Genomic DNA, 19948 nt, shown 5'->3' on the forward strand with positions numbered 1-19948 from the left:
TGCACCGCCGGTCGATCGCGCGGGACGAGTTGCGGCGCACACCGCCGTACCTCGGATGACCGATCTGAGCGCAGCCGAGCTGACCGCGGTCGCCGAGGCGATGGCGGCAGCTGGGGTGCCGCTGGTGGGGCCGCTGGCGGCCCGGCCTATCGTCGGGGGACGGTCGAACCTGACGTTCCGGTTGACCGACGGCGAGGGGCGCTGGGTGCTGCGCACGGCGCCGCGTTCCGGCCGGACACCGTCGGCGCACGACGTCGCGCGCGAGTTCCGCGTGACCCGCGCCCTGCGGGGCACCGGCGTTCCGGTGCCGCCCGCGGTGCTGCTGCACCTGGAGGACGACGTGCTCGGTTCGCCGTTCACGGTCGCCGAGTTCGTGGACGGCACCTGCGTGCAGTCACGCGCCGACCTCGACGAGCTGACGGACGCGGTCGTGCACGAGTGCGGCGAGCGCCTGATCCAGACCCTCGCTGCCCTGCACGCCGTGCGCCCGGAGACGGTCGGCCTGGAGGATTTCGGCCGACGGGACGGGTACGCCGAGCGCCAGGTTCGCCGATGGTCAGGGCAGTGGGAGATCGTCGGCGTGCCCGACCTCAAGTCGCTGGCGGTCGAGACCGGACGCCGTCTCGCCGGCGCCGTGCCCGAGCAGCGGTCGAGCGGCATCGTGCACGGCGACTACCGCATCGACAACACGATCCTGCGGCTCGACGGTGGCGTGCGGGTGGCCGCGGTCGTCGATTGGGAGCTGTCCACGCTGGGTGACCCGGTCGCCGACGTCGCGCTCATGTGCGTCTACCGGAGCCCCGCGCTCGACCTCGTGCTGGGCGCGCCCAGCGCCTGGACGAGCGACCGGATCGCGGACGCGGATGGGCTCGCGGCGGCGTACGAGGCGGCCGGCGGCGTACCCCTCACGGACTGGGACTTCCACCTCGCGCTCGGCTACTTCAAGCTCGCGGTGATCGCGGCCGGGATCGACCACCGCTACCGCGTGGGCGCGACCCGGGGCGCGGGCTTCGACACCGCGGGCCAGGCGGTGGCCCCGCTGCTCGAGTCGGCGCACCGCCTGGCCGTGACCCTGTGAGCCGGCCTCGGGTGCTCGCCGCCGCGCTGACCGGTCCGGGAGCGCCGACACACTAGGCTGAACTTCATCAACGAACTCGAGGTGCGTAAGGGGGCGAACCGCAGTGCCGATGCCACAAGCCGAGGGCGCCGAGCCTGAGTCTGCCGAGGCACGGCCGTCACCCCTCCTGACCGACCCCGAGCTGCCGCCCTCACGCTCGGAGGACGCCCTGTCGGCACTGTCGCCGAAGGGCCTGCGGACCCGCCAGCGTCTGATCGACGGCGCTCGCCGGGCCTTCGAGAAGTCCGGCTCCTACGCCGACACGAGGATCAGCGACATCGTGGAGGAGACCGGGTGCGCCTACGGCACCTTCTACACCTACTTCGACACCAAGGAGCAGCTCTTCTACGAGCTGGCCGTCGACGTTGCCAACGAGATGTACCGCGAGAATGCGTCCCGTGCCCGCGCCTATGGCGAGGACCTCGTCGCGCGCATCGACTCCGGTCTGCGGCAGTTCCTGCGCTCCTACCGCGAGCATGCCGCGATCCTGATGATCATCGACCAGGCCGCCGCGCTGTATCCGGACTTCCGCGGCCTGCGCCGGCGCATCCGCGACGTGTTCGTGGAGCGCAACGTGGCCAACTTCGAGCGCTGGTCGGAGGACGGCTGGTTCGATCCTGCGATCGACCCCGTGGTGGCGGCGCACGCCCTGGTGAGCATGATCGACAACTTCAGCTACCTCTGGTTCGTGCTCGGCGAGCCGTTCGAGGAGGAGAAGGCGTTGGCGACCCTGACCCGGCTGTGGACCAACGCGCTCGCCGTCCCCGTCACCGAGACCGTCGCCGACTGATCGGCGCACATCGCAGGCCGAGCCGCGTGTCCGCGGACCACGGCCGGTTGCCCGGGTCGAGCGCCGGGTGGTCGAGCAGCGAAGGCGCCCTGGCGCCTGAGCGCCCGTCGAGACCCCCGCACCCGCGCAGGGCCCCGCCCAACCAATAACCATCCCGCCGCTACCGCTCCAGGATCAGCGTGACCGGCCCGTCGTTGACCGACTCCACCCGCATGTCCGCGCCGAACACCCCGCGCTCGACCCGCGCGCCCAGCCGATCGAGCTCGGCACAGACGGCGTCGTACACCGGCTCGCTGACCGGCCCGGGTGCCGCGGCCTGCCACGTGGGCCGGCGGCTCTTCCGGGCGTCGCCGTACAGCGTGAACTGGCTGACCACCAGCACCGGCGCTCCGACATCCGACGCCGACCGCTCCGAGCGGAGCACCCGCACGTCCCAGATCTTCCGCGCCATCCACGCGATCTCGGCCGGGCCGTCGCCGTGGGTGATGCCGAGGTAGACGACCAGCCCCTCGCCCTCGAAGCCGCCCACGACCGCACCGTCGACCACCACCCGCGCCCCGTCGGCGCGCTGCACCACCGCTCGCACCCGCCCAGTGTGCCGAAGCGGTCGGCGAAGCGACTGGTCCGTACCACCCTCAGGTCGGCTCCGCGGGGGCCGATACGTCCATCAAGAGTTCGCGGGTGGGCGTCCCCTGCCGCCGCGCGGACACACCTGAGGGAGGGCATCGATGACGGGTCGCGGTGGACAGCTGGGGCAGATCTCCTGGGACGACCTGCTCGGCCTGGGTCCCCGTTCCTCGCTCCCGGCCGTCGAGTCGTGCATCAGCGGCGCTCGCGCCGCTGGCGGCATCTGCCTCGAGCACGGCGAGAGCGCCTGTGTGCTGACCCTCCCCGCGGCTGGCTGAGACCCCACTCGACCAGGCTGGTCGGGCCGCGAAGTCCCCCCTTCGCGGCCCGACCAGCTCACCGCCCCCACGACCCCGCCCTCCGGTGGTCGAGCAGCGAAGCCCCCGCCCTCCGGTGGTCGAGCAGCGAAGGCCCGCTGAGGGCCTGAGCGCCCGTCGAGACCCCCGCAGCGACGCAGGGCCCGCACCACCCACACCGAACCCGCTCTGGCACGATGCGATCGTGCCGACGACGTCACCCGACCAGATCCTGATCGCCGTCGCCCCCACCGGGGCGGAGACCACCAAGCAGGACTGCCCCCAGCTCCCGACCACCCTCGAGGAGCTCGTGCAGACCGCGCAGGAGTGCGAGGCCGCGGGCGCGGCGATGATCCACGTCCACATCCGCGACGCCGACCACCATCCGACCCTGGACCAGTCCCGGCTGCGCGACACCGTTCAGGCGTTGCGCGAGGGCACCGGCCTGGTCGTCCAGCTCTCCACCGGCGGCTCGGTGCACGACCCGCTCGAGTCCCGCCTGAAGGTCCTCGACGCTGAGCCGGACTCCTGCAGCCTGACGATGGGTACGACGAACTTCGGCGACGACGTGTTCTCCAACCCGTGGCCGTTCGTGTGCGAGCTCTACCAGCTCAGCCAGGAGCGCCAGGTGGTACCCGAGTTCGAGCTCTTCGACCTCGGCCACGTACACGCCCTGCGCCGCCTGATCGACAAGTTCGGCCTGCCGTACGGCGGCAAGGTGCACTGCGACTTCGTCATGGGCGTCCCGGGTGGCATGCCCGGCACCGCGCCGGCCCTGGTCGCCGGCGTCGCGCTCCTTCCCGGTGAGGTGACCAGCTGGTCGGCGACCGGCATCGGCCGCAGCACCCTGCCGGTGATGCTCGCCGCCCTGTCGATGGGCGGGCACCTGCGGGTCGGCATGGAGGACGTGCTCACCTTGGCGAAGGGCGTCCCGGTCGAGCGCAACGCGCAGCTCGTCGAGCGCGCGGTCGCCGCCGGGAGGGTGGCCCAGCGTCGCGCGATGACGCCGGACGAGGCCCGCACCCTGCTCGGCGTACGGCCGTAGCCTCGACGTCCGCTGCGATCTGGGCACGCATCCGGGAGCATCGCGGGCCGGTCTCGGTGTGAGAGCGCGCGGAAATCCTGGCATGGGTCTAGACCGGTGTAGGCCGATAGGAACGGAGGAGGACGCGTTCGGAGCCGGTCTGTGGACAGTCTTCCGGAGTGTTATCGGCACCCAGAAGCCCACAGTTGAGGGCTTTCCCCGAAATTCGTGAGTCTTTTTCGACCCGATACCTGCCGAAGAGCCGTCGGTCCGGCCTGGTCGAACGCGCCCAGGTCTTGTCGGGTTCTCCTTCGAGGGTCTCGGCTGGGTCCTAACCTCCGAGGGCACGTGCCCATTCACACCTAGGGGAAGTCGGGGGACATTCCATGAAGGACAGGTACAAGTCAGGGATCGCCGTGATGGCTGCAGCGGGGCTGCTGGTCGTTGGCGGAACCACCGGTGCGGTTGCCGCGAAGATGATCGACGGCAGCCGGATCAAGGACGCCAGCATCAGTGGTGAGAAGCTCACCTCGAACGCGATCGGCTCGCGCGAACTCGCGCCGAACAGCGTGGGCAGGGCCCAGATCAGGGACGGTGTCCTCGACGGCCTCCAGGGCGAGCAGGGCGAGCAGGGCGAGCAGGGTCCTGCGGGCGAGCAGGGTCCCGCAGGCGAGCAGGGTCCCGCAGGTGAGGCAGGACCCGCCGGACCGGCCGGCCCGACGGGAGCGACCGGTGCGCAAGGCCTGCCGGGCCTTGACGGCGCAGACGGGGCCGACGGCGCGAACGGCGCGGACGGCGCGGACGGCGCGGACGGCGCGGACGGCGCGGACGGCGCGGACGGCGCGGACGGCGCGGACGGCGTCGTTGCCCCGATCTACCAGGTGAGCGGCCCGACGACCATCGTCAAGACCGGTGGCTCGTGGGGCTCGATCGCCAGCCCGAATGCGACCCTGATCGACACGGTGTCGGTCCCGCCAGGCAAGTACATCCTGACCGGCAATGGCTTCTTCACGGCCGACAGCGACGGAAATCCGCAACCGGGTGAGATGCAGTTGGCTCTGCGTGTGGCAGATGGGTCCACGTGGGGGGTCGACGTCGGCACCTGCTTCACGACGACCGGAACCTGGAAGGGCCGGGACTACACCTGCTCCACCACCAGGGTTGTCACCTTTAGCGCGGCGACCGACATTCTGGTCTTCGGCTTCGGTTACGACATCGAAGGGGAATCCGCTGACAACAGTGGTGACTTCACGGGCACGAGCTACGTGACTGCCATTCCCGTTCAGGGCTGAGCACGAGCCAAGACAGAAGGGCCCTGCCATGGCAGGGCCCTTCTGGCTGTCTGGTGCTTGCGAGGCTTAGCTGGCGCTGTTGATCATGCCGCCGCCGACGGTGACGCCGGTGGCCTCGTCGATGAGGATGAACGACCCGGTCGCCCGGTTCTTCGAGTACGGGTCGCACAGCAGCGGCACGGTCGTGCGCAGCTGGACGCGGCCGATCTCGTTGAGGCCGAGCTCCTTGGTGTCCTGGTCGCGGTGCAGGGTGTTGACGTCCAGGCGGTACTGGATGTCCTTGACCAGGGCGCGCGCCGAGCGAGTGGTGTGCTTGATCGCGAGCTTCTGGCGCGGGCGCAGCGGCTCGTTGGTCATCCAGCAGACCATCGCGTCGATGTCCTGCGAGGGCTTCGGGGCGTTCGCCGGGCGGGCGATCATGTCGCCCCGGGACACGTCGACGTCGTCCTCGAGGCGGACTGTCACCGACATCGGCGGGAACGCCTCGCTGACCTCCTGGTCGAACAAATCGATGCCGGCGATCTTGGAGGTCATGCCGGAGGGGAGCACGACGACCTCGTCGCCGGGCTTGAGGACGCCGCCGGCGACCATGCCGCCGTAGCCGCGGTAGTCGTGGTGCTCGTCGGACTTGGGGCGTACGACGTACTGCACCGGGAAGCGGACGTCGACCAGGTCCCGATCGGACGCGACGTGGACGTGCTCGAGGTGGTGCATCAGCGTGGGACCGGAGTACCAGGGCATCTTCTCCGAGCGCGTGACGACGTTGTCGCCCTGAAGCGCGGAGATCGGGATGACCTCGAGGTCGGGGATGTTCAGCTTGGTCGCGAACTGGGTGAACTCGGCGTGGATCTTCTCGTAGATCTCCTGGGAGAAGTCGACGAGGTCCATCTTGTTCACGGCCAGCACCAGGTGGGGGACGCGGAGCAGCGAGAGGATCACCGCGTGCCGGCGGGACTGCTCGGTCAGGCCCTGGCGGGCGTCGACCAGGACGAGCCCGAGGTCGGCCGTCGAGGCGCCGGTGACCATGTTGCGGGTGTACTGCACGTGGCCCGGGGTGTCAGCGATGATGAACTTGCGGGTGGGCGTCGCGAAGTAGCGGTAGGCCACGTCGATCGTGATGCCCTGCTCGCGCTCGGAGCGGAGGCCGTCGGTGAGCAGCGCCAGGTCGGTGTAGTCGTAGCCCTTGGACTGGCTGGTCGCCTCGACGGCCTCGAGCTGGTCCTCGAAGATCGACTTGGAGTCCAGCAGCAGCCGCCCGATCAGCGTCGACTTGCCGTCGTCGACCGAGCCGGCGGTCGCGAAGCGCAGCAGATCCATGGAGCGGACCTGCTCAGCCTTCTGGGCCTGGGTGAGACCCGTGGGGGAGTCGCTCATCAGAAGTAGCCTTCCTTCTTCCGGTCCTCCATCGCTGCCTCGGAGAACCGGTCGTCGCCACGGGTGGCGCCGCGCTCGGTGACGCGGGCGATGGCGATCTCGTCGATGATCTTGTCGATGGTGTCAGCCTCGGACTCGACGCACCCGGTCAGCGTCAGGTCGCCGACGGTGCGGAACCGCACGGTGCGCTCCTCGGCGGACTCCCCGGTGCGCAGCGGGTTGAAGTCCGACTCGGTCAGGAGCATCCCGTCGCGTTGGAAGACCCGGCGCTGGTGGGAGAAGTAGATCGCGGGGATCTCGATGCCCTCGCGGCCGATGTAGTGCCAGATGTCCAGCTCGGTCCAGTTGGAGATCGGGAAGATCCGCATGTGCTCGCCCTCGTGGATCCGGCCGTTGTAGAGGCTCCACAGCTCGGGGCGCTGCATCTTGGGGTCCCACTGGCCGAACTCGTCGCGGTGGGAGTAGACGCGCTCCTTGGCGCGGGCCTTCTCCTCGTCGCGGCGGCCGCCGCCGAAGGCGGCGGTGAAGCTGCCCTCCTCAAGCGCGTTGAGCAGGGTGCCGATCTGGAGCCGGTTGCGACTGGTCTTGCCGTCGTCGACGACGATTCCGTCCGCGATCGCCTGCTCGACGCTCGCGACGATGAGGCGCACGCCGAGCCGGCTGACCCACTTGTCGCGGCAGGCGATCACCTCGGGGAAGTCGTAGCCGGTGTCCACCTGGAGCACGGGGAAGGGGATCTTCGCGGGGTAGAACGCCTTCTCGGCGAGCCGGAGCATCACGATCGAGTCCTTGCCGCCCGAGAACATCAGCACGGGCTTCTCGAACTCGGCGGCGACCTCACGGAAGATGTGGATCGACTCCGCCTCCAGCTGGTCGAGCTGACTCAGCTGGTAGTCGGCGTGGGTTTCGGTCATGACTGACTGGGGACCTCTCGTCGGGACAGCAGCCCACATCGTAGCCGTCGCCGGCCGGGTGACCTCAAACCGGACAAAATCGAGTGGTTCAGGTCACTCTCGTCAGGTCCGCGGTCGACGGAAGTTGGCGTCGTCCAGCTCGGCGACCGTCGGCGCCCCGAACATGGGGAGGCCCTGCCCCTTGCGGAGGATGCCCCAGATGAGCGGCAGCGAGACCAGCAGCACCAGTCCGATCACGGCGATCAGCACCGGGTGGGTGTCGTCCTTGCCGAGCGGCGCCCAGCCGGACTTGTCGAGGAGGGCGACCCCGGACATGGTCAGCACGATCACGATGCCGCGCCGGATCACCGACTGGGGAACTCGCGGGGCGATCCGGCTGCCGATGATGGTGCCGGGCACGGAGCCGATCACCAGCGGGATCAGGATCTCCCAGTCAAGCCCGTTGATGATGATGTTCGAGATCGCCGCGGCCAGGACCAGTGGGACGGCCTGGACGAGGTCGGTTCCGACCAGCTTCACCGCCGACAGGCCCGGGTAGAGCATCAGCAGCGCGATCATGATCACCGAGCCGGAGCCGACGCTCGTCACGCCGACCAGCAGCCCGCCGAGGGCACCGACAGCCAGGGTGATCAGCGGCCGGATCGGCGGGTTCGGGTCCGCGTTCGCGGCACCGCCGCGGACCCGACGCAGGTTGATGTACAGCCGCAGCGCGTAGGTCGCGGCCGCCAGCAGCAGCGCGAACCCGATGGCCTCCTTGAGCAGGGTGTCGACCGACTCCGGTTCCTCGCCGGCGACCTGATGGATCAGCCAGGGTCCGAGCAGTGCCATCGGCACCGACCCGATGATCAGCCACTTGGCCAGGGAGAAGTTGGGTGAGCCCTCGCGGGAGTGCACGATGGCACCGCCGGTCTTGTAGACCGCGGCCGCGGTGAGGTCGGCGGTCACGACCGTGGCGGCGTCACCGACGCCGAGGAAGATCAAGGCGGGCGTCATCAGCGCGCCACCGCCCATCCCGGTCAGGCCGACAACGATGCCGACGATGAAGCCGGCCGCCAGGATCGAGAAGAAGGTCGTCGTGATCAGGTCGCTCATGCGGTGGCCCGGACGAGTCGCGTGCTGTCCAGCGGTCGGTGCCCGGCGGTCATAGGGAGATCTTCCTGGATCCGTTCGGCACGCGAGGCACGACGCGCAGAAGCGCCGCGCCCGAGGTGGCGCACGTCTCGGTCGCGCTGTCGAGTGCCGCGTGCCGTGGCCGGTCCGCGCCGGCGGTCACTTTCGGGCCGCCGCGGGCTGCGCCGGCCCGGAGCCGGGCGGCGGCATGCCGTTCTCGCCCAGGGGGTCGTCGGTGAGGTCGAGGTGGCCGGAGGCGCGAAGCGCGATGAGGACGTCGTCGAGTGCCTCCTCGATGCTGCGGCCGGTGGTGTCGACCCGGACGTCTGCGTCGTCCGGGGCCTCGTACGGCGAGGAGATGCCGGTGAACTCGGGGATCTCACCGCGCCGCGCCTTGGCGTAGAGCCCCTTGCGGTCGCGGCGCTCACACTCCTCGAGTGGCGTTGCGACGTGCACCAGGAAGAACGCCCCGCCGGCCTCGCCTACCATCCCGCGGACCTGCTGGCGGGTCTCGTCGAACGGCGCGATCGGGCTGCACACCGCGACCCCGCCGTGGCGGGAGATCTCCGCAGCGACCCAGCCAATCCGGCGGATGTTGGTCTCCCGGTCCTCCTTGGAGAACGTCAGGCCGGCGGAGAGGTTGCGTCGTACGACGTCGCCGTCGAGGCTGGTCAGCGTGCGGCTACCGTGCTCGTGGAGCCGGTCCATCAGCGCTCGCGCCAGCGTCGACTTGCCGCTGCCGGACAGACCGGTGAAGAACACCACCAGGCCCTGGTCGTCGGGGGCGGGGTGGTCGAACGCGACGATCTCGGCGATCTCGGGCGGGTAGTCGCCGGTCGGGTCGTCGGTGACAGCGACCAGCGGGTCCTCGCCCGCGTAGTTGGCGGTGACCTGGTGGCCGAGGTCGTGGTCGAGATCCGCGTCCCCGTGGCTGGGCAGCGGGATCGCCACCACGTCGGCCGCCGGCAGGTGGGCCGCCGCCGCGAGGGTCGCCCGGATCAGTGCTACCGGTGACAGCTCGGGAGTGCCGTGTCCGACCAGCGGCAGCAGCACCAGCGGGCCGATGCCCGCCAGGACGGCGAGCTGGGCCTCGGTGAGGGCGTCGACGACCGGGACGAACGTGCGCCCGGCGTACAGCTCACGGCTCCGGGCGGGCGTCAGGTAGCGGTGCCGGAACGGCCCGTACTGGACGTGCGTGAGCGGCTCGATGGTGCCGCGCGGCACCTCTACGATCGCCAGGGGGAGTCCCTCGGGGTCGACCAGCTCGACCGCACCCGCTGCGCTCGCGGCCGCCGCCACGCCGTCGGGCAGGGTCAGCGTGACCGGGCTGCCGGGCTCGTTGAAGGCCACCGTCGGGACCAGGGCGCCGCTGACCAGGAGCTCGAGGTCGTCGAGTTCGCGGGGCGTGGGGCAGTACTGCGGGACGGGTGGCATGGACACGGGTTCATCGTGCCATTCGACGGCCTGCGAGTCGGCGGCGCCGCCTCATGAGCCGGTGCAGCCCGGCAAAATCCGCGGCATCCGTCTCAGGATCGACCGCGTGCGGTCGACATCTTGGGTATGCGGCCCCGGAGACTCGCGATTGCCCTGAGCGTCGCCGTCGCCTTGTCCGTTGTGGGCTCCGGCGCGGCGGCCGACCCGGACACGCCCTACATCTACTACCACGACGTCGGCAAGGTCGCGGCGCGCAAGCACCAGCACCAGTGGGCCCTCGGCGCGATCCATGCCCGGCAGTCCTGGAAGACCAGCCGCGGTCGCGGCGTCACCGTGGCGGTCGTCGACTCCGGGATCGGCCCCACCCGGGAGCTCGACGGGCAGGTCCGGCGCACCGTGAACCTCGCGGGTCCGACCGGGAAGCGGATCGACCTGCACGACCACGGCACCGCGGTCTCCTGCGTGATCGCAGCCCGCCCGGACCGGCCCGGCTGGAAGGGCGTCACGGGGGTCGCGCCCGAGGTCGACCTGATGTCGGTGCGCATCTTCGGCGCCTCCGGCATCGCCCCCGCCACCCGGGTCGCCCAAGGCATCCGGTGGGCGGTCGACCACGGCGCCGACATCATCAACGCCAGCTTCGAGGACCACGACAAGCCGGTGCTGCGGTTCGCGATCCGCTATGCGCTCCAGCGAGGGGTGATCGTGGTCGCCGGCGCGGGCAACGAAGGCGACGTCGGGAGCCCGCCGCAGTATCCGGCGGCCTACCCGGGCGTGATCGCCGTCGGTGCGGTCCGCCCGAACCTCCAGCGGGCGGCGTTCTCGAACGAGGGGGAGTACGTCGACGTCGTGGCGCCGGGCACCCGCGTCCTCTCCTGCGACCCGTTCGACACGCTGAGCTACTACGAGGGCACGTCCCTCGCGACTCCGATGGTGACGGGCGTGGTGGCGCTGATGAAGTCCGCGCGACCACGCCTGACCTCTGCGGCTGCCGAGCGGATCCTGCGCCGTACGGCGCGAGACATGGGCAGCCCCGGGCGCGACGACTCCTACGGCTGGGGCCTGGTGGACGCCGAGGCGGCCGTGAAGGAGGCCGGGCGGGGTCGCTGACGCTCGAGCAGCGATCGGGGCGATGCGTCAGGTCCGGTAGGCGCCGGTGCTGTCACTCGGTCAGAGCCGCCGCCACGAAGTCCCTGACGGTCTGCTCGAGACTGATGGTGGGGGACCATCCGGTACGAGCGCGGAGCAGCCCGGCGTCGCCTCGCACTTCGCGCGGGTCAGTAGGACGGAAGCGGTCCTCGTCGACGATGAGGTCGATAGGGCCGCGCCCGAGCGCCCGAAGCAGTTCCTCGAGCAACTCCGAGCCCGCGACAGGACGGCCCGAACAGACGTTGAACACCCGGTCGTCACCGAGGTCGCTCTCCACCAACAGCCGATAGGCATTCGCAACGTCGCGGACGTCGGTGTAATCCCGGCGGGTCCCGAGGTCGCCGACGACCATCGGTCTCTCGCCGGATGCTTGAACACCGGCAAGCAGGTCCGGCAGAAGAAACCCCGTGGTCTGTCCGGGACCGATGTGGTTGAACGGACGTGCGACCACCATGTCGAGCCCTCGGGCGGCGTAGTACTCAGCCTGCTTCTCGACGAGGACCTTGCTCACGGCGTACGGCGAGACCGTTCGGGTCCGTCGGTCTTCGTCGATCGGCGTCTGTTCGCGCGTGTCGTAGACCGCGCCGCTGCTCACGATTAGCACGCGAGTGGGCGATTCGCGCTCCAGCAGCCACTCGCCCATGTGCGTCACCATCGAGCTGTTGACGGTGATGTACGTCTGAGGTGCAGCGAACGACGGCGTGAGGGCACTCAATCCGGCAAGGTGGATGACTGCGTCGGGAGCCAGGATCGATGGCCACTCGCGAGTCAGGTCAGCGCTGACGTAGTCGTCTACAAACTTCCCCACGTGCTCCGTCGGCTGATCGTCATGTCCGATGCCAACGACGGACCAGTCCGCGTCGGTCAAGCTCTGCGCTACATGCCGTCCCACGAAACCGTTCACACCAGTGATCACTGCACGGCGCTGGGAAGCACGCCTGCTAGGCATGGCGGCTGAGAACCTGGATGTCATGCTGGACCATCAAGCTCACGAGGCCCGGGAAGTCCACAGTCCGCTCCCAGCCAAGGACCCGCTCTGCCTTCGACGGGTCACCGAGCAGGATGTCGACCTCGGCTGGACGTCGGAACTGGGGGTCCTGCCGGACGTACGGCTTCCAGTCAGTCTCGCCGATCGCCGCGAACGCGAGGGTCAGGAACTCCTCGATCGAGTGGGTTTCACCCGTGGCCAAGACGAAGTCATCGGGCTCGTGGTGCTGCAGCATCTGCCACATGCCGCGGACGTAGTCACCGGCATATCCCCAGTCCCGCTTGGGCCAGAGGTCGCCCAGAGCGAGATGGTCCTGGAGCCCGAGGTGGATGGCAGCCACCGCGTTCGTGATCTTGCGGGTCACGAACTCGAGGCCGCGACGCTCGCCCTCGTGGTTGAAGAGGATGCCCGTGGACACGAACATCCCGTAGCTCTCTCGGTAGTTGCGCGCGATCCAGTGTGCGTAGAGCTTGGCGACGCCGTAGGGGCTTCGCGGGTGAAAGAGGGAGTTCTCGTTGTAACCGGCCCCCGGCCGATTGTAGTCCAAGCCTCCGAACATCTCCGAGGTTGATGCCTGGTAGAAGCGAGTCGAGTCAGAGAGTCCCGACACGCGCACTGCCTCCAACAGGTTCAGAACGCCCTTCGCAGTGATATCTGCGGTGAGCTGAGGGTTACGGAATGAGTAGCCCACATGGCTGATTGCACCGAGGTTGTAGATCTCGTGCGGCTGCGAGGTGGCCACAGCGTGAATCAGGGAGGTCTGGTCTGTGAGGTCGGCCTCGATCAGCCGAACGAACGGGAACTCCCGCTCGAGGGCCTCCCTGCGTGCGTTCCGCTGGCCGCGTATCAGGCCGAAGACCTCGTATCCCTTGCTGTGCAGCAACTCGGCCAGGTGCCCGCCGTCCTGTCCGGTGACACCGGTCACCAGAGCCCGTCGGGCCGTGTCCGTCACTTCGGGGCCTCTCATTGTCCCTTCCGAGCACGCGCTGATGAGCAGTCTGATCGCGTGCCGCCCGATGATAGCCCGGTCAGCTCCCACGGCTAGGTGCCGTCCCTTCGGGGCCGGTCAGAAGGCCAGCACGGCAACCGATCGCGTCGACCCAACTGTGGTCCTGGAGCGGCGTCACGTGGCTGCGGTCGACCAAGGCTCAGCTTTGCGAGCTCAAGCTGGCCGGCAACACCGGCGGTAGGATCCCGGCGAGCGCAGCGCACTTGCCTTCCCAGAAGAAGCTAGTTAGTCAGAGGAGCGAACCATGACGACGCCCCCAGCAAGTCATCCAACAAACCCTGTGGATGACGTCGTCACTGCGCTCGCGTCGGGGGCGGATTCAGCCACGGCAACTGACGTCGAAGCGCAAACACGCGATCTTCGTGACCGTCTTTGGCAAGCCAAACTGGGTGAGGCACACGCAGAGCGTCGACTTGCCTCATCCCAAGCGTCGGGCGCTTCGGCCGCGGTGCCCGCCGTCCAGCTCGGCGATACTCATGCAGACACGGAAGATCTCCGAGCGCAATTGGCCAGCGCAGTTCATGCGCGTACGGTTTCCGAGTCTCAGATGCGTGAGTTGGAAACAGCAGTTGATGTCCTTCAGGAACACATCCGACACCTCGGAAGGCAGATCGAAGCCGCGTACGCGGACAATCGAGCGTTGCGTGAATCGAAGGCGATGCGGCTCGGCGTCGCAGTCAGACGGGTCGTTCACCCCCTCCGATCACGGCGGAGTGGACGAGTCTCTTCCACCACCGATGCGGCGGTGCCACCGACATTGGAGGCCGAGGATTCGCAGGTACAACAGTTGACGTCTACGCAGCAGGCGTTGCCTGAGACCTTGGGACTGTTGCCTGAGGCCCAGGCCCTGTTGCCTGAAGCCCAGGCGCTGTTGCCTGAGGTCCCGGACCTAGAGGAACTCTATCTCAGCGCCACCCGTGAGGGCGCCCCGTGGTGGTTCCCAGCTTTGGACGCCGAGGCTGATATCTCGCCAAGTGACGCCGACTCGCTCCTCGCTCAGTTGAACTCTGCTCGTACAAGCAAGAATGGGCCACAGCCTGCTGTGGCGGCCTTTCGAGAGCTCCTTGTCAAGGAAGGGCTCTGGGACCCCAGCTTGCGCATGGCGGTTGCTGAAGCGGAAGCGGCCGCTCTCATCACCGGGCGACGCAATATCGATCGTCCGGGGGGCGGAGACGTGGTCATCGATGTGCGCTGTCTGCAAGATCCCGCCTACCGCACTCGCGGTGTCGGCAGGCACGCCCGATGTGTGCTTTCAGAAATGCGCTCGGTCCTTGCTGAGACGCGGCTCGTGGGCCTACTTGACCCCGACCTGCCCCCGCTCGGGCCGGACGCGCAAGAACTACTCGACGCGACTGCCTCGCGGGCATCCGACCTGGACATCGCGAGGGTGAGCGGGTTCGTGCAACTCTCCCCCATGACTGCTGATGTAGGTCCTGTGGCACCGCTGCTGGCCTCGAACCGTATCCATTGCATCGCGATCATTTACGACTTCATACCCCACGATCGACCCGCCGCATATCTTCGGAGTGACAGCGCCCGCCTCAGTTACGCAGCGCGACTTCTCGCCCTGAGTCGCTACGATTTGGGCATTGCGATTTCTTCGGCTACCTCCGATGAGGCAGCTGCGTTGCTCGACTGGTCGCCGGAGCGGTTGCTTGTAAGCGGCGTTGCCGACCCGTTGGCGTCCTTCGCAGTCAGTGCCTCCGCGACCCCACCTGCCGATGACTTTATCTTGGCTCCGACGGGAGGAGACCCTCGCAAGAATCTTTTGGCGGCGGTGGCCGGTTTCGCCCGCTGCAAGGAACTCAGGCAGACGCAAATGCGGCTGGTCGTGGTGGGTGGCTTGAGCAGGGAACTGACGCAAGAACTGGAGTCCTTCGCAGAGCAGGCCAAGTTGTCTGCCGGTGATGTCACTGTCCTTTCAGGAGTTGGCGATACTGAACTGGCCAACCTCTACGCCTTTGCCTCGGTGGTCGTGGTGCCGTCGTTCTGCGAGGGATTCTCCATCCCTGTGGCCGAGGGTGTCTTGCGCGGCACGCCGGTGGTGGCCTCTGACATCCCGGCCCATCGTGAATTGCTGGGAGATGGATGGTGGCTAGTGCCGCCCACCGATATCGAGGCAATCGGCCGAGCCATGTTACGAGCAGCTTTGGCTCCTGGTGACATGAGCACCGAGCAGTGCACGTCGATTTCGAATCTCGCTAGTCCGGCGGCTGTTCGTGAGAGGCTGCGAGCGGTGTTCGAGCGGCTCAAAGGTGAGGATGATTCCTCCCCTGCGCCACCAGTTTTGCTGCGTCCCGCAAAGCCCAAGCTGGCTATTCTCAGCCCGTTTCCGCCCCAGCATTCAGGTGTAGCCGATTACACCGCATTTACAGCCCGGTACTTAGCCGAACATGCCGATGTCACGATTTTCTCGGAAACAAAGGATGCGAAGCCGCCGACTGGTGTCCACGTGGAGCCGCTGTCGGCGCAACCATATCTCGACCGAAGTTTCGATGCCGTGCTGTCCGTAATCGGTAACAGTCACTTCCACATCCCGATGATCGAGTATTTGCAACAATACGGAGGCGCCTGTATAGCGCACGATAACCGAATGCTTGATCTGTACGCGTGGTGGAAGGGTAATGACGCTACCGCCCGCCTGCTCTCTCGGGCTGATCGCCCTATCTTTGGAGAGGAGATCCCGGGCTTCCTTGCTGACTTGGACACGCTGCCAGACCTCGCGTTCGGTGACATTGTGCGCTGGGCTGACCCGCTGATCGTGCACGCCCATGGCCTGGCGGCCCGTTTGCATGAGGAGCGGGGGGTCACCCCCATAGTCGTGCCATTTGTTCCGTACAACCTGCCGCCAAGCCGAGGCATTGGCACCCGTGAGCAGGCGCGGCGTCAAGTTGGCTTCACGGAGGGACGGTGTCACGTGGCGACGTTCGGCCACGTCGACATTCGCTACAAGGGAGTGGACTTGGTGTTGGCCGCAGCGGGATGGTGCAAGATGTGGGGCCTGAACTTGGAGCTGCACTTTGTCGGCTCGGTGCCTGAGCACACGCGCCTCCAGCTTCTCGGCGCGGCACGGGAAGTTGGCATGGACGGAAGACTTCATATGCATGGACGCGTGGACCCTGGAACGCTCTCAACCATGTTGGCCGCGGTCGACGCCGCCGTTCAACTCAGGACGAGCAGCGTCCTTTCCCTGAGTGGAGCGTTGGCTGATTGCATCGCCTTCGGCATCCCAACGGTCGCCACCGAGGAGCTGGCGATAGAGATGTCCGCTCCTGCATTCGTTCGCGCCGTTTCCAGCAAAGCCACGCCACTCATCGTCGCGGAGGCGATCGCCGAGGTGGTGGCTGACGGCCGTTCGGACAGCCTCGAGCAGCAACGAGTGATGTACCTCAAGGAACGCAGCGGAGAGGCGTACGCCGCTGGCCTGATGTCGGCACTCGGCCTGGGGCCTGAGCGATGATTAGTCCACGTGTTCTCGTAGACCTAAGCCAGTTCATTGCGTTTCCCGCTGCCTCGGGCGTCCAAAGAGTTCTTTTGCATGTGCTTGAAGGGCTCAGACGGAGCCCCCTCGACGCATATGTAGGCGTGCTACGCGGAGAATGCGTTGACGTCGTCCACCTCGACGCTGCCGCGAGCGCTATCGGCGAAGTCTTCGCAGCCCCCCGACCCCTTGATGGACGACGCGCACTCGTGAACTCGCGATTCAGGGAAGCGAAATTGTTTGACTGCCGACCGGGTGAGATCGACCTCCTCTTCGACGCCTATTTCCTCCCGGAGCCAACTTACGTCCCCCAAATATTGGCCGTCGCAGAAGCGCTGCGCGATCGTGCGATCATCCCGGTTCTATTGCTCGCATACGACATCATCCCCATTTCGGAACCTTGGCTCTTGCATGGTCGACACCAAATGCGCACGGACGGCTACTTCAGGCTGTTAGCTTCGGCTGAGAACGTCGCATACATCAGTGCCCAGGTGGGCCGTGACATCGAGACCAGATTGAGGCGCGGCGCCGTAACCAATGGCGTAATCCTGCCGCTGGGCGCCGATGGCCTTGGACGCACTCGCCAGCGCCAGGCGCCCTTGCAGCCGATGTTCGTGACCATCGGGACCGTTGAACCGCGCAAGAACATCCCTATGCTTCTCGAAGCCATGCGCACGCTATGGGCTGGGGGCGGGCAGCACCGGTTGACGTTGATCGGGGCTCCGGGGCGGGAGGGGGACGCATTCCTCGATGAGTTTCGGAAGATCGCGGCTACTGACAGTCGCGTCACGTGGTTCGAGGCTGGTGACGACGATCTGGTTAAGCGGACAGTTGAGGGAGCTACTGCGCTTGTCTTCGCCAGCGAGCACGAGGGGTTCGGACTGCCGCCACTCGAGGCGCTCTCCCTTGGGGTGCCGGTCATTGCGGCCGCGCAGCTGCCAGCGTTGGAGGGACTGTCGGCCGGGGGCCAGGTCAGGCTTCCAGAGATGACGCCACAGGCTCTGGCAGAGGCGTTGACAGACATCGCCGTGCCCCGCGTCAATCGGGCGCTGCGCCGACAGATCGACTCGTTGGACCTCCCCGTATGGCGCGACTTCTACGAAGCCATGAGCTCTTGGGTCGCCAACACAATCCACCAGGCACCAGTCGAGGCGGCGCTTTGCCGTCGCCAGTGAGAGATGAGGAAGCCGTGAGCAGCGTTACATCGATTACCGCTTGTCGGGCGTGCGGTTCAACGGGACTCGTCAGCGTTCTCGACCTCGGACAACAGCAACTCACCGGCGTCTTCCCCGCCTCGGTCGAAGACGATGTGTTGCGTGGTCCGCTGGAACTCCTTTGGTGCCGCGACTGTAACTTGGTGCAACTGGGTGCGACCTATCCGTTGGATGAGATGTATGGCGAGAATTACGGCTATCGATCGGGGCTCAACGGTTCGATGGTCCACCATCTGGCGAACAAGACACGTTTGTTGCAGGCCGCGGTGTCGCTGCAAGAAGGCGATACGGTGCTCGACATCGGCAGTAACGACGGGACCCTACTCTCCCACTATTCCGCAGACGGTTTGCGTCGCATTGGTATCGATCCGACCGCCGAGAAATTCAGAGAGTTCTATTCGCCTGGGGTTGAAGTGGTGGCGGACTTCTTTTCGGCGGACGCCTTCAGGGGTGTATCTGAAAGTCCCGCTCGAATTGTCACCACGATCAGCATGTTCTACGACCTTGAGGATCCGGTAGCCTTTGCTGCGCAGGTAGCTGAATGCCTCGCTGTCGATGGCGTGTGGCATCTGGAACAGTCCTACATGCCGTCGATGCTGCGTACCACGTCCTATGACACGATCTGTCACGAGCACTTGGAGTACTATTCGCTAAGTACCGTCACTTCAATTCTGCGCCGCGCCGGGCTAAGGGTTTATGACGTCCGCTTCAATAGCGTGAACGGCGGAAGCTTCGCGGTCTCGGCTGTGCACGAGGATTCGCATTTCCAGGGTCCGACTGAACTGCTGGCGTGGTTCGAGGACCAGGAGCGGCGGATGGGTCTGGACACCCCAAGTCCCTTTAGGGAATTCGAATCCAGGGTGTTCCAGCATAGGCACGACCTTGTGGACCTGATTCGACGGCTTCGCGCGGGGGGCAATCGGGTGTTCGGCCTGGGGGCATCCACGAAAGGGAACGTTCTCCTTCAATTCTGCGGCTTCGGGCCTGACGACATCCAAGCGATTGCTGAAGTGAACCCCGACAAGTTCGGTAGGGTCACGCCTGGCACCGGAATTCCGATTGTCTCCGAATCTGAGGCGCGCGCTGAGGAACCCGACTACTTCGTTGTCTTGCCATGGCACTTTCGGCAGGGGATCGTCGAGAGGGAGCGGGCCTTTCTCGAACGGGGCGGTCGGCTCATCTTTCCCTTGCCCGAGATCGAGATCGTCGGAGACTGAATCGCCCAGGCCGAGTCATCGACCCCCTCTTATTGGCCGACGCTGTGATTGGTCGTCCCTAGGCGGAAGACGAGGGCGCTATCCTACATCTGGAGTTTCCGCTAATTCCGAATACAAGAGACCAGGGTCTGGGCAACGGTGTTTGCCGCCGACCTTAGGTCGGAAAGGTCCTGCTCATGCCATTGCGCTACGTTGCCGGGATCAGTTTGCCCCGAAGTGGCCATCATCTGCTGGCGCGACTGCTGGGTAGATACTTCGACCGAACGGAGGCAGGTTTCATGTACTGTGACTTTTATCCTCCGGAAAGAGACTGCTGTCGAACGTTTCCATGCGTTCGAGACGGCGTGACATTCTCGAAGAATCACGACTTTGGTGGTGGGGCGGATGCAGAAGCTGACGTCCCGCAACTTGTCCAGTATCGAGAGTTCTTGCCGGCCGTGGTTTCCGATTTTGAACTTTTCGTGCTCAGCGGCAAACCCGATACGGCAACAGCCTTTCGTAAGTTCGCCACAACGAAAGCTGGTATGTGGGGGGAATTTGTCGCCAAGTGGGTCGATACTGATTTCTCCGGCGAGCGGCTCGTCATTCACTACGAGGACCTGACGCGCGATCCGGTCACGTGGCTGGGCCGCGCCGTGACGTTCTCTGGTGGCTCGGTTGACCGACACGTGTTGGAAGAAGTGGTTCGCTCTGAACAGGCGCAGGCGGTTACCTCGGCGGGAGAGGTGTGGACGGCCAACGCGGGTGTCGTGAATACGCGCAGGGTGCAGGACTTCCGCTTTTACGACCCGGCAGTCTTCGAGCTTGTTCAGGCACACGCTGACGCGGCTCGGCGGGCTGCAGCGTCGACCGGGTAATCCGGCCCTTTGACAATGGAGGACGTGGGGAACCGGAAGTTTCGGCGGGCCTGGATGA

The 19948-nt window shown here is 66.6% G+C and carries 17 protein-coding genes; 10 read left to right on the forward strand and 7 right to left on the reverse strand.

What is annotated here, in order from left to right:
- Both QMC84_RS13605 and QMC84_RS13610 read left to right on the forward strand, forming a co-directional pair.
- Positions 1-1078: phosphotransferase family protein (locus QMC84_RS13605; RefSeq protein ID WP_366145753.1), on the forward strand; the 1078-nt coding region annotated here is incomplete at its 5' end.
- A 109-nt stretch (positions 1079-1187) separates the two neighbouring features.
- On the forward strand, positions 1188-1907 hold the full coding sequence (locus QMC84_RS13610) for a TetR/AcrR family transcriptional regulator (RefSeq protein ID WP_300375359.1): 720 nt from the start codon (positions 1188-1190) through the stop codon (positions 1905-1907).
- Between the two features lie 160 nt (positions 1908-2067).
- On the opposite strand, the gene dtd is transcribed toward QMC84_RS13610, so the two are convergent.
- Positions 2068-2493, reverse strand: a complete 426-nt coding sequence (dtd, locus tag QMC84_RS13615) for a D-aminoacyl-tRNA deacylase (RefSeq protein ID WP_300375360.1) — start codon at positions 2491-2493, stop codon at positions 2068-2070.
- A gap of 142 nt (positions 2494-2635) precedes the next feature.
- Here dtd and QMC84_RS13620 point away from each other — a divergent pair, with 142 nt between their 5' ends.
- The 3 genes from QMC84_RS13620 to QMC84_RS13630 all read left to right on the forward strand — a co-directional run bounded on the left by QMC84_RS13620 (position 2636) and on the right by QMC84_RS13630 (position 5146).
- Positions 2636-2812: a hypothetical protein gene (locus QMC84_RS13620; protein ID WP_300375361.1), complete on the forward strand. Its 177-nt coding sequence runs from the start codon at positions 2636-2638 to the stop codon at positions 2810-2812.
- A 223-nt stretch (positions 2813-3035) separates the two neighbouring features.
- On the forward strand, positions 3036-3875 hold the full coding sequence (locus tag QMC84_RS13625) for a 3-keto-5-aminohexanoate cleavage protein (protein ID WP_300375375.1): 840 nt from the start codon (positions 3036-3038) through the stop codon (positions 3873-3875).
- Between the two features lie 365 nt (positions 3876-4240).
- Positions 4241-5146, forward strand: coding sequence for a hypothetical protein (locus QMC84_RS13630; RefSeq protein WP_300375377.1), 906 nt, complete (start codon positions 4241-4243; stop codon positions 5144-5146).
- A 66-nt stretch (positions 5147-5212) separates the two neighbouring features.
- On the opposite strand, the gene cysN is transcribed toward QMC84_RS13630, so the two are convergent.
- The 4 genes from cysN to cysC form a co-directional block, all read right to left on the reverse strand.
- Positions 5213-6520, reverse strand: a complete 1308-nt coding sequence (cysN, locus tag QMC84_RS13635; protein ID WP_300375379.1) for a sulfate adenylyltransferase subunit CysN — start codon at positions 6518-6520, stop codon at positions 5213-5215.
- Positions 6520-7434 carry a sulfate adenylyltransferase subunit CysD gene (gene cysD / locus QMC84_RS13640; protein ID WP_300375382.1) on the reverse strand — a complete coding sequence of 305 codons (915 nt, stop codon included), beginning with the start codon at positions 7432-7434 and terminating at the stop codon, positions 6520-6522. Before cysD ends, cysN begins: the two co-directional genes overlap by 1 nt.
- Positions 7435-7536: 102 nt before the next feature.
- Positions 7537-8526, reverse strand: a complete 990-nt coding sequence (locus QMC84_RS13645; protein ID WP_300375385.1) for a sulfite exporter TauE/SafE family protein — start codon at positions 8524-8526, stop codon at positions 7537-7539.
- Positions 8527-8703: 177 nt separating this feature from the next.
- Positions 8704-9978: an adenylyl-sulfate kinase gene (cysC, locus tag QMC84_RS13650; RefSeq protein WP_300375734.1), complete on the reverse strand. Its 1275-nt coding sequence runs from the start codon at positions 9976-9978 to the stop codon at positions 8704-8706.
- Between the two features lie 180 nt (positions 9979-10158).
- Here cysC and QMC84_RS13655 point away from each other — a divergent pair, with 180 nt between their 5' ends.
- A complete protein-coding gene (locus tag QMC84_RS13655; protein ID WP_300375736.1) occupies positions 10159-11085 on the forward strand; it encodes a S8 family serine peptidase in 927 nt (308 codons plus the stop codon).
- Positions 11086-11137: 52 nt separating this feature from the next.
- Here QMC84_RS13655 and QMC84_RS13660 read toward each other — a convergent pair whose 3' ends face one another.
- Both QMC84_RS13660 and QMC84_RS13665 read right to left on the reverse strand, forming a co-directional pair.
- Entirely contained in the window at positions 11138-12097 is a 960-nt protein-coding gene (locus QMC84_RS13660) for an NAD-dependent epimerase/dehydratase family protein (protein ID WP_366145754.1), read from the reverse strand.
- Positions 12066-13037, reverse strand: a complete 972-nt coding sequence (locus QMC84_RS13665; RefSeq protein ID WP_300375388.1) for a GDP-mannose 4,6-dehydratase — start codon at positions 13035-13037, stop codon at positions 12066-12068. The genes QMC84_RS13660 and QMC84_RS13665 overlap by 32 nt, the downstream gene beginning before the upstream one ends.
- Before the next feature lie 328 nt (positions 13038-13365).
- On the opposite strand from QMC84_RS13665, the gene QMC84_RS13670 reads away from it, so the two are divergent.
- From QMC84_RS13670 to QMC84_RS13685, 4 genes are all read left to right on the forward strand, one after another.
- Positions 13366-16581, forward strand: a complete 3216-nt coding sequence (locus tag QMC84_RS13670) for a glycosyltransferase (RefSeq protein ID WP_300375391.1) — start codon at positions 13366-13368, stop codon at positions 16579-16581.
- Between the two features lie 230 nt (positions 16582-16811).
- Positions 16812-17777 (forward strand): glycosyltransferase, encoded by a 966-nt coding sequence (locus QMC84_RS13675; protein ID WP_300375393.1) that lies wholly within the window; start codon positions 16812-16814, stop codon positions 17775-17777.
- A 14-nt stretch (positions 17778-17791) separates the two neighbouring features.
- Positions 17792-19033 carry a class I SAM-dependent methyltransferase gene (locus tag QMC84_RS13680; RefSeq protein ID WP_300375397.1) on the forward strand — a complete coding sequence of 414 codons (1242 nt, stop codon included), beginning with the start codon at positions 17792-17794 and terminating at the stop codon, positions 19031-19033.
- Between the two features lie 344 nt (positions 19034-19377).
- Complete coding sequence (locus QMC84_RS13685; protein ID WP_300375399.1) at positions 19378-19890, forward strand: sulfotransferase domain-containing protein; 513 nt, start codon at positions 19378-19380, stop codon at positions 19888-19890.
- The last annotated feature ends 58 nt before the right edge of the window (positions 19891-19948 follow it).

The organism is Nocardioides sp., from assembly GCF_030019515.1.
GTDB lineage: Bacteria > Actinomycetota > Actinomycetes > Propionibacteriales > Nocardioidaceae > Nocardioides.

Excerpts from the sequence above, each read along its gene's own strand:
- QMC84_RS13610 (WP_300375359.1), top strand. The coding sequence starts at position 1,188 with ATGCCACAAGCCGAGGGCGCCGAGCCTGAGTCTGCCGAGGCACGGCCG.
- QMC84_RS13620 (WP_300375361.1), top strand. The coding sequence starts at position 2,636 with ATGACGGGTCGCGGTGGACAGCTGGGGCAGATCTCCTGGGACGACCTG.
- QMC84_RS13630 (WP_300375377.1), top strand. The coding sequence starts at position 4,241 with ATGAAGGACAGGTACAAGTCAGGGATCGCCGTGATGGCTGCAGCGGGG.
- cysN (WP_300375379.1), bottom strand. The coding sequence starts at position 6,520 with ATGAGCGACTCCCCCACGGGTCTCACCCAGGCCCAGAAGGCTGAGCAG.
- cysD (WP_300375382.1), bottom strand. The coding sequence starts at position 7,434 with ATGACCGAAACCCACGCCGACTACCAGCTGAGTCAGCTCGACCAGCTG.
- QMC84_RS13645 (WP_300375385.1), bottom strand. The coding sequence starts at position 8,526 with ATGAGCGACCTGATCACGACGACCTTCTTCTCGATCCTGGCGGCCGGC.
- cysC (WP_300375734.1), bottom strand. The coding sequence starts at position 9,978 with ATGCCACCCGTCCCGCAGTACTGCCCCACGCCCCGCGAACTCGACGAC.
- QMC84_RS13660 (WP_366145754.1), bottom strand. The coding sequence starts at position 12,097 with ATGACATCCAGGTTCTCAGCCGCCATGCCTAGCAGGCGTGCTTCCCAG.
- QMC84_RS13670 (WP_300375391.1), top strand. The coding sequence starts at position 13,366 with ATGACGACGCCCCCAGCAAGTCATCCAACAAACCCTGTGGATGACGTC.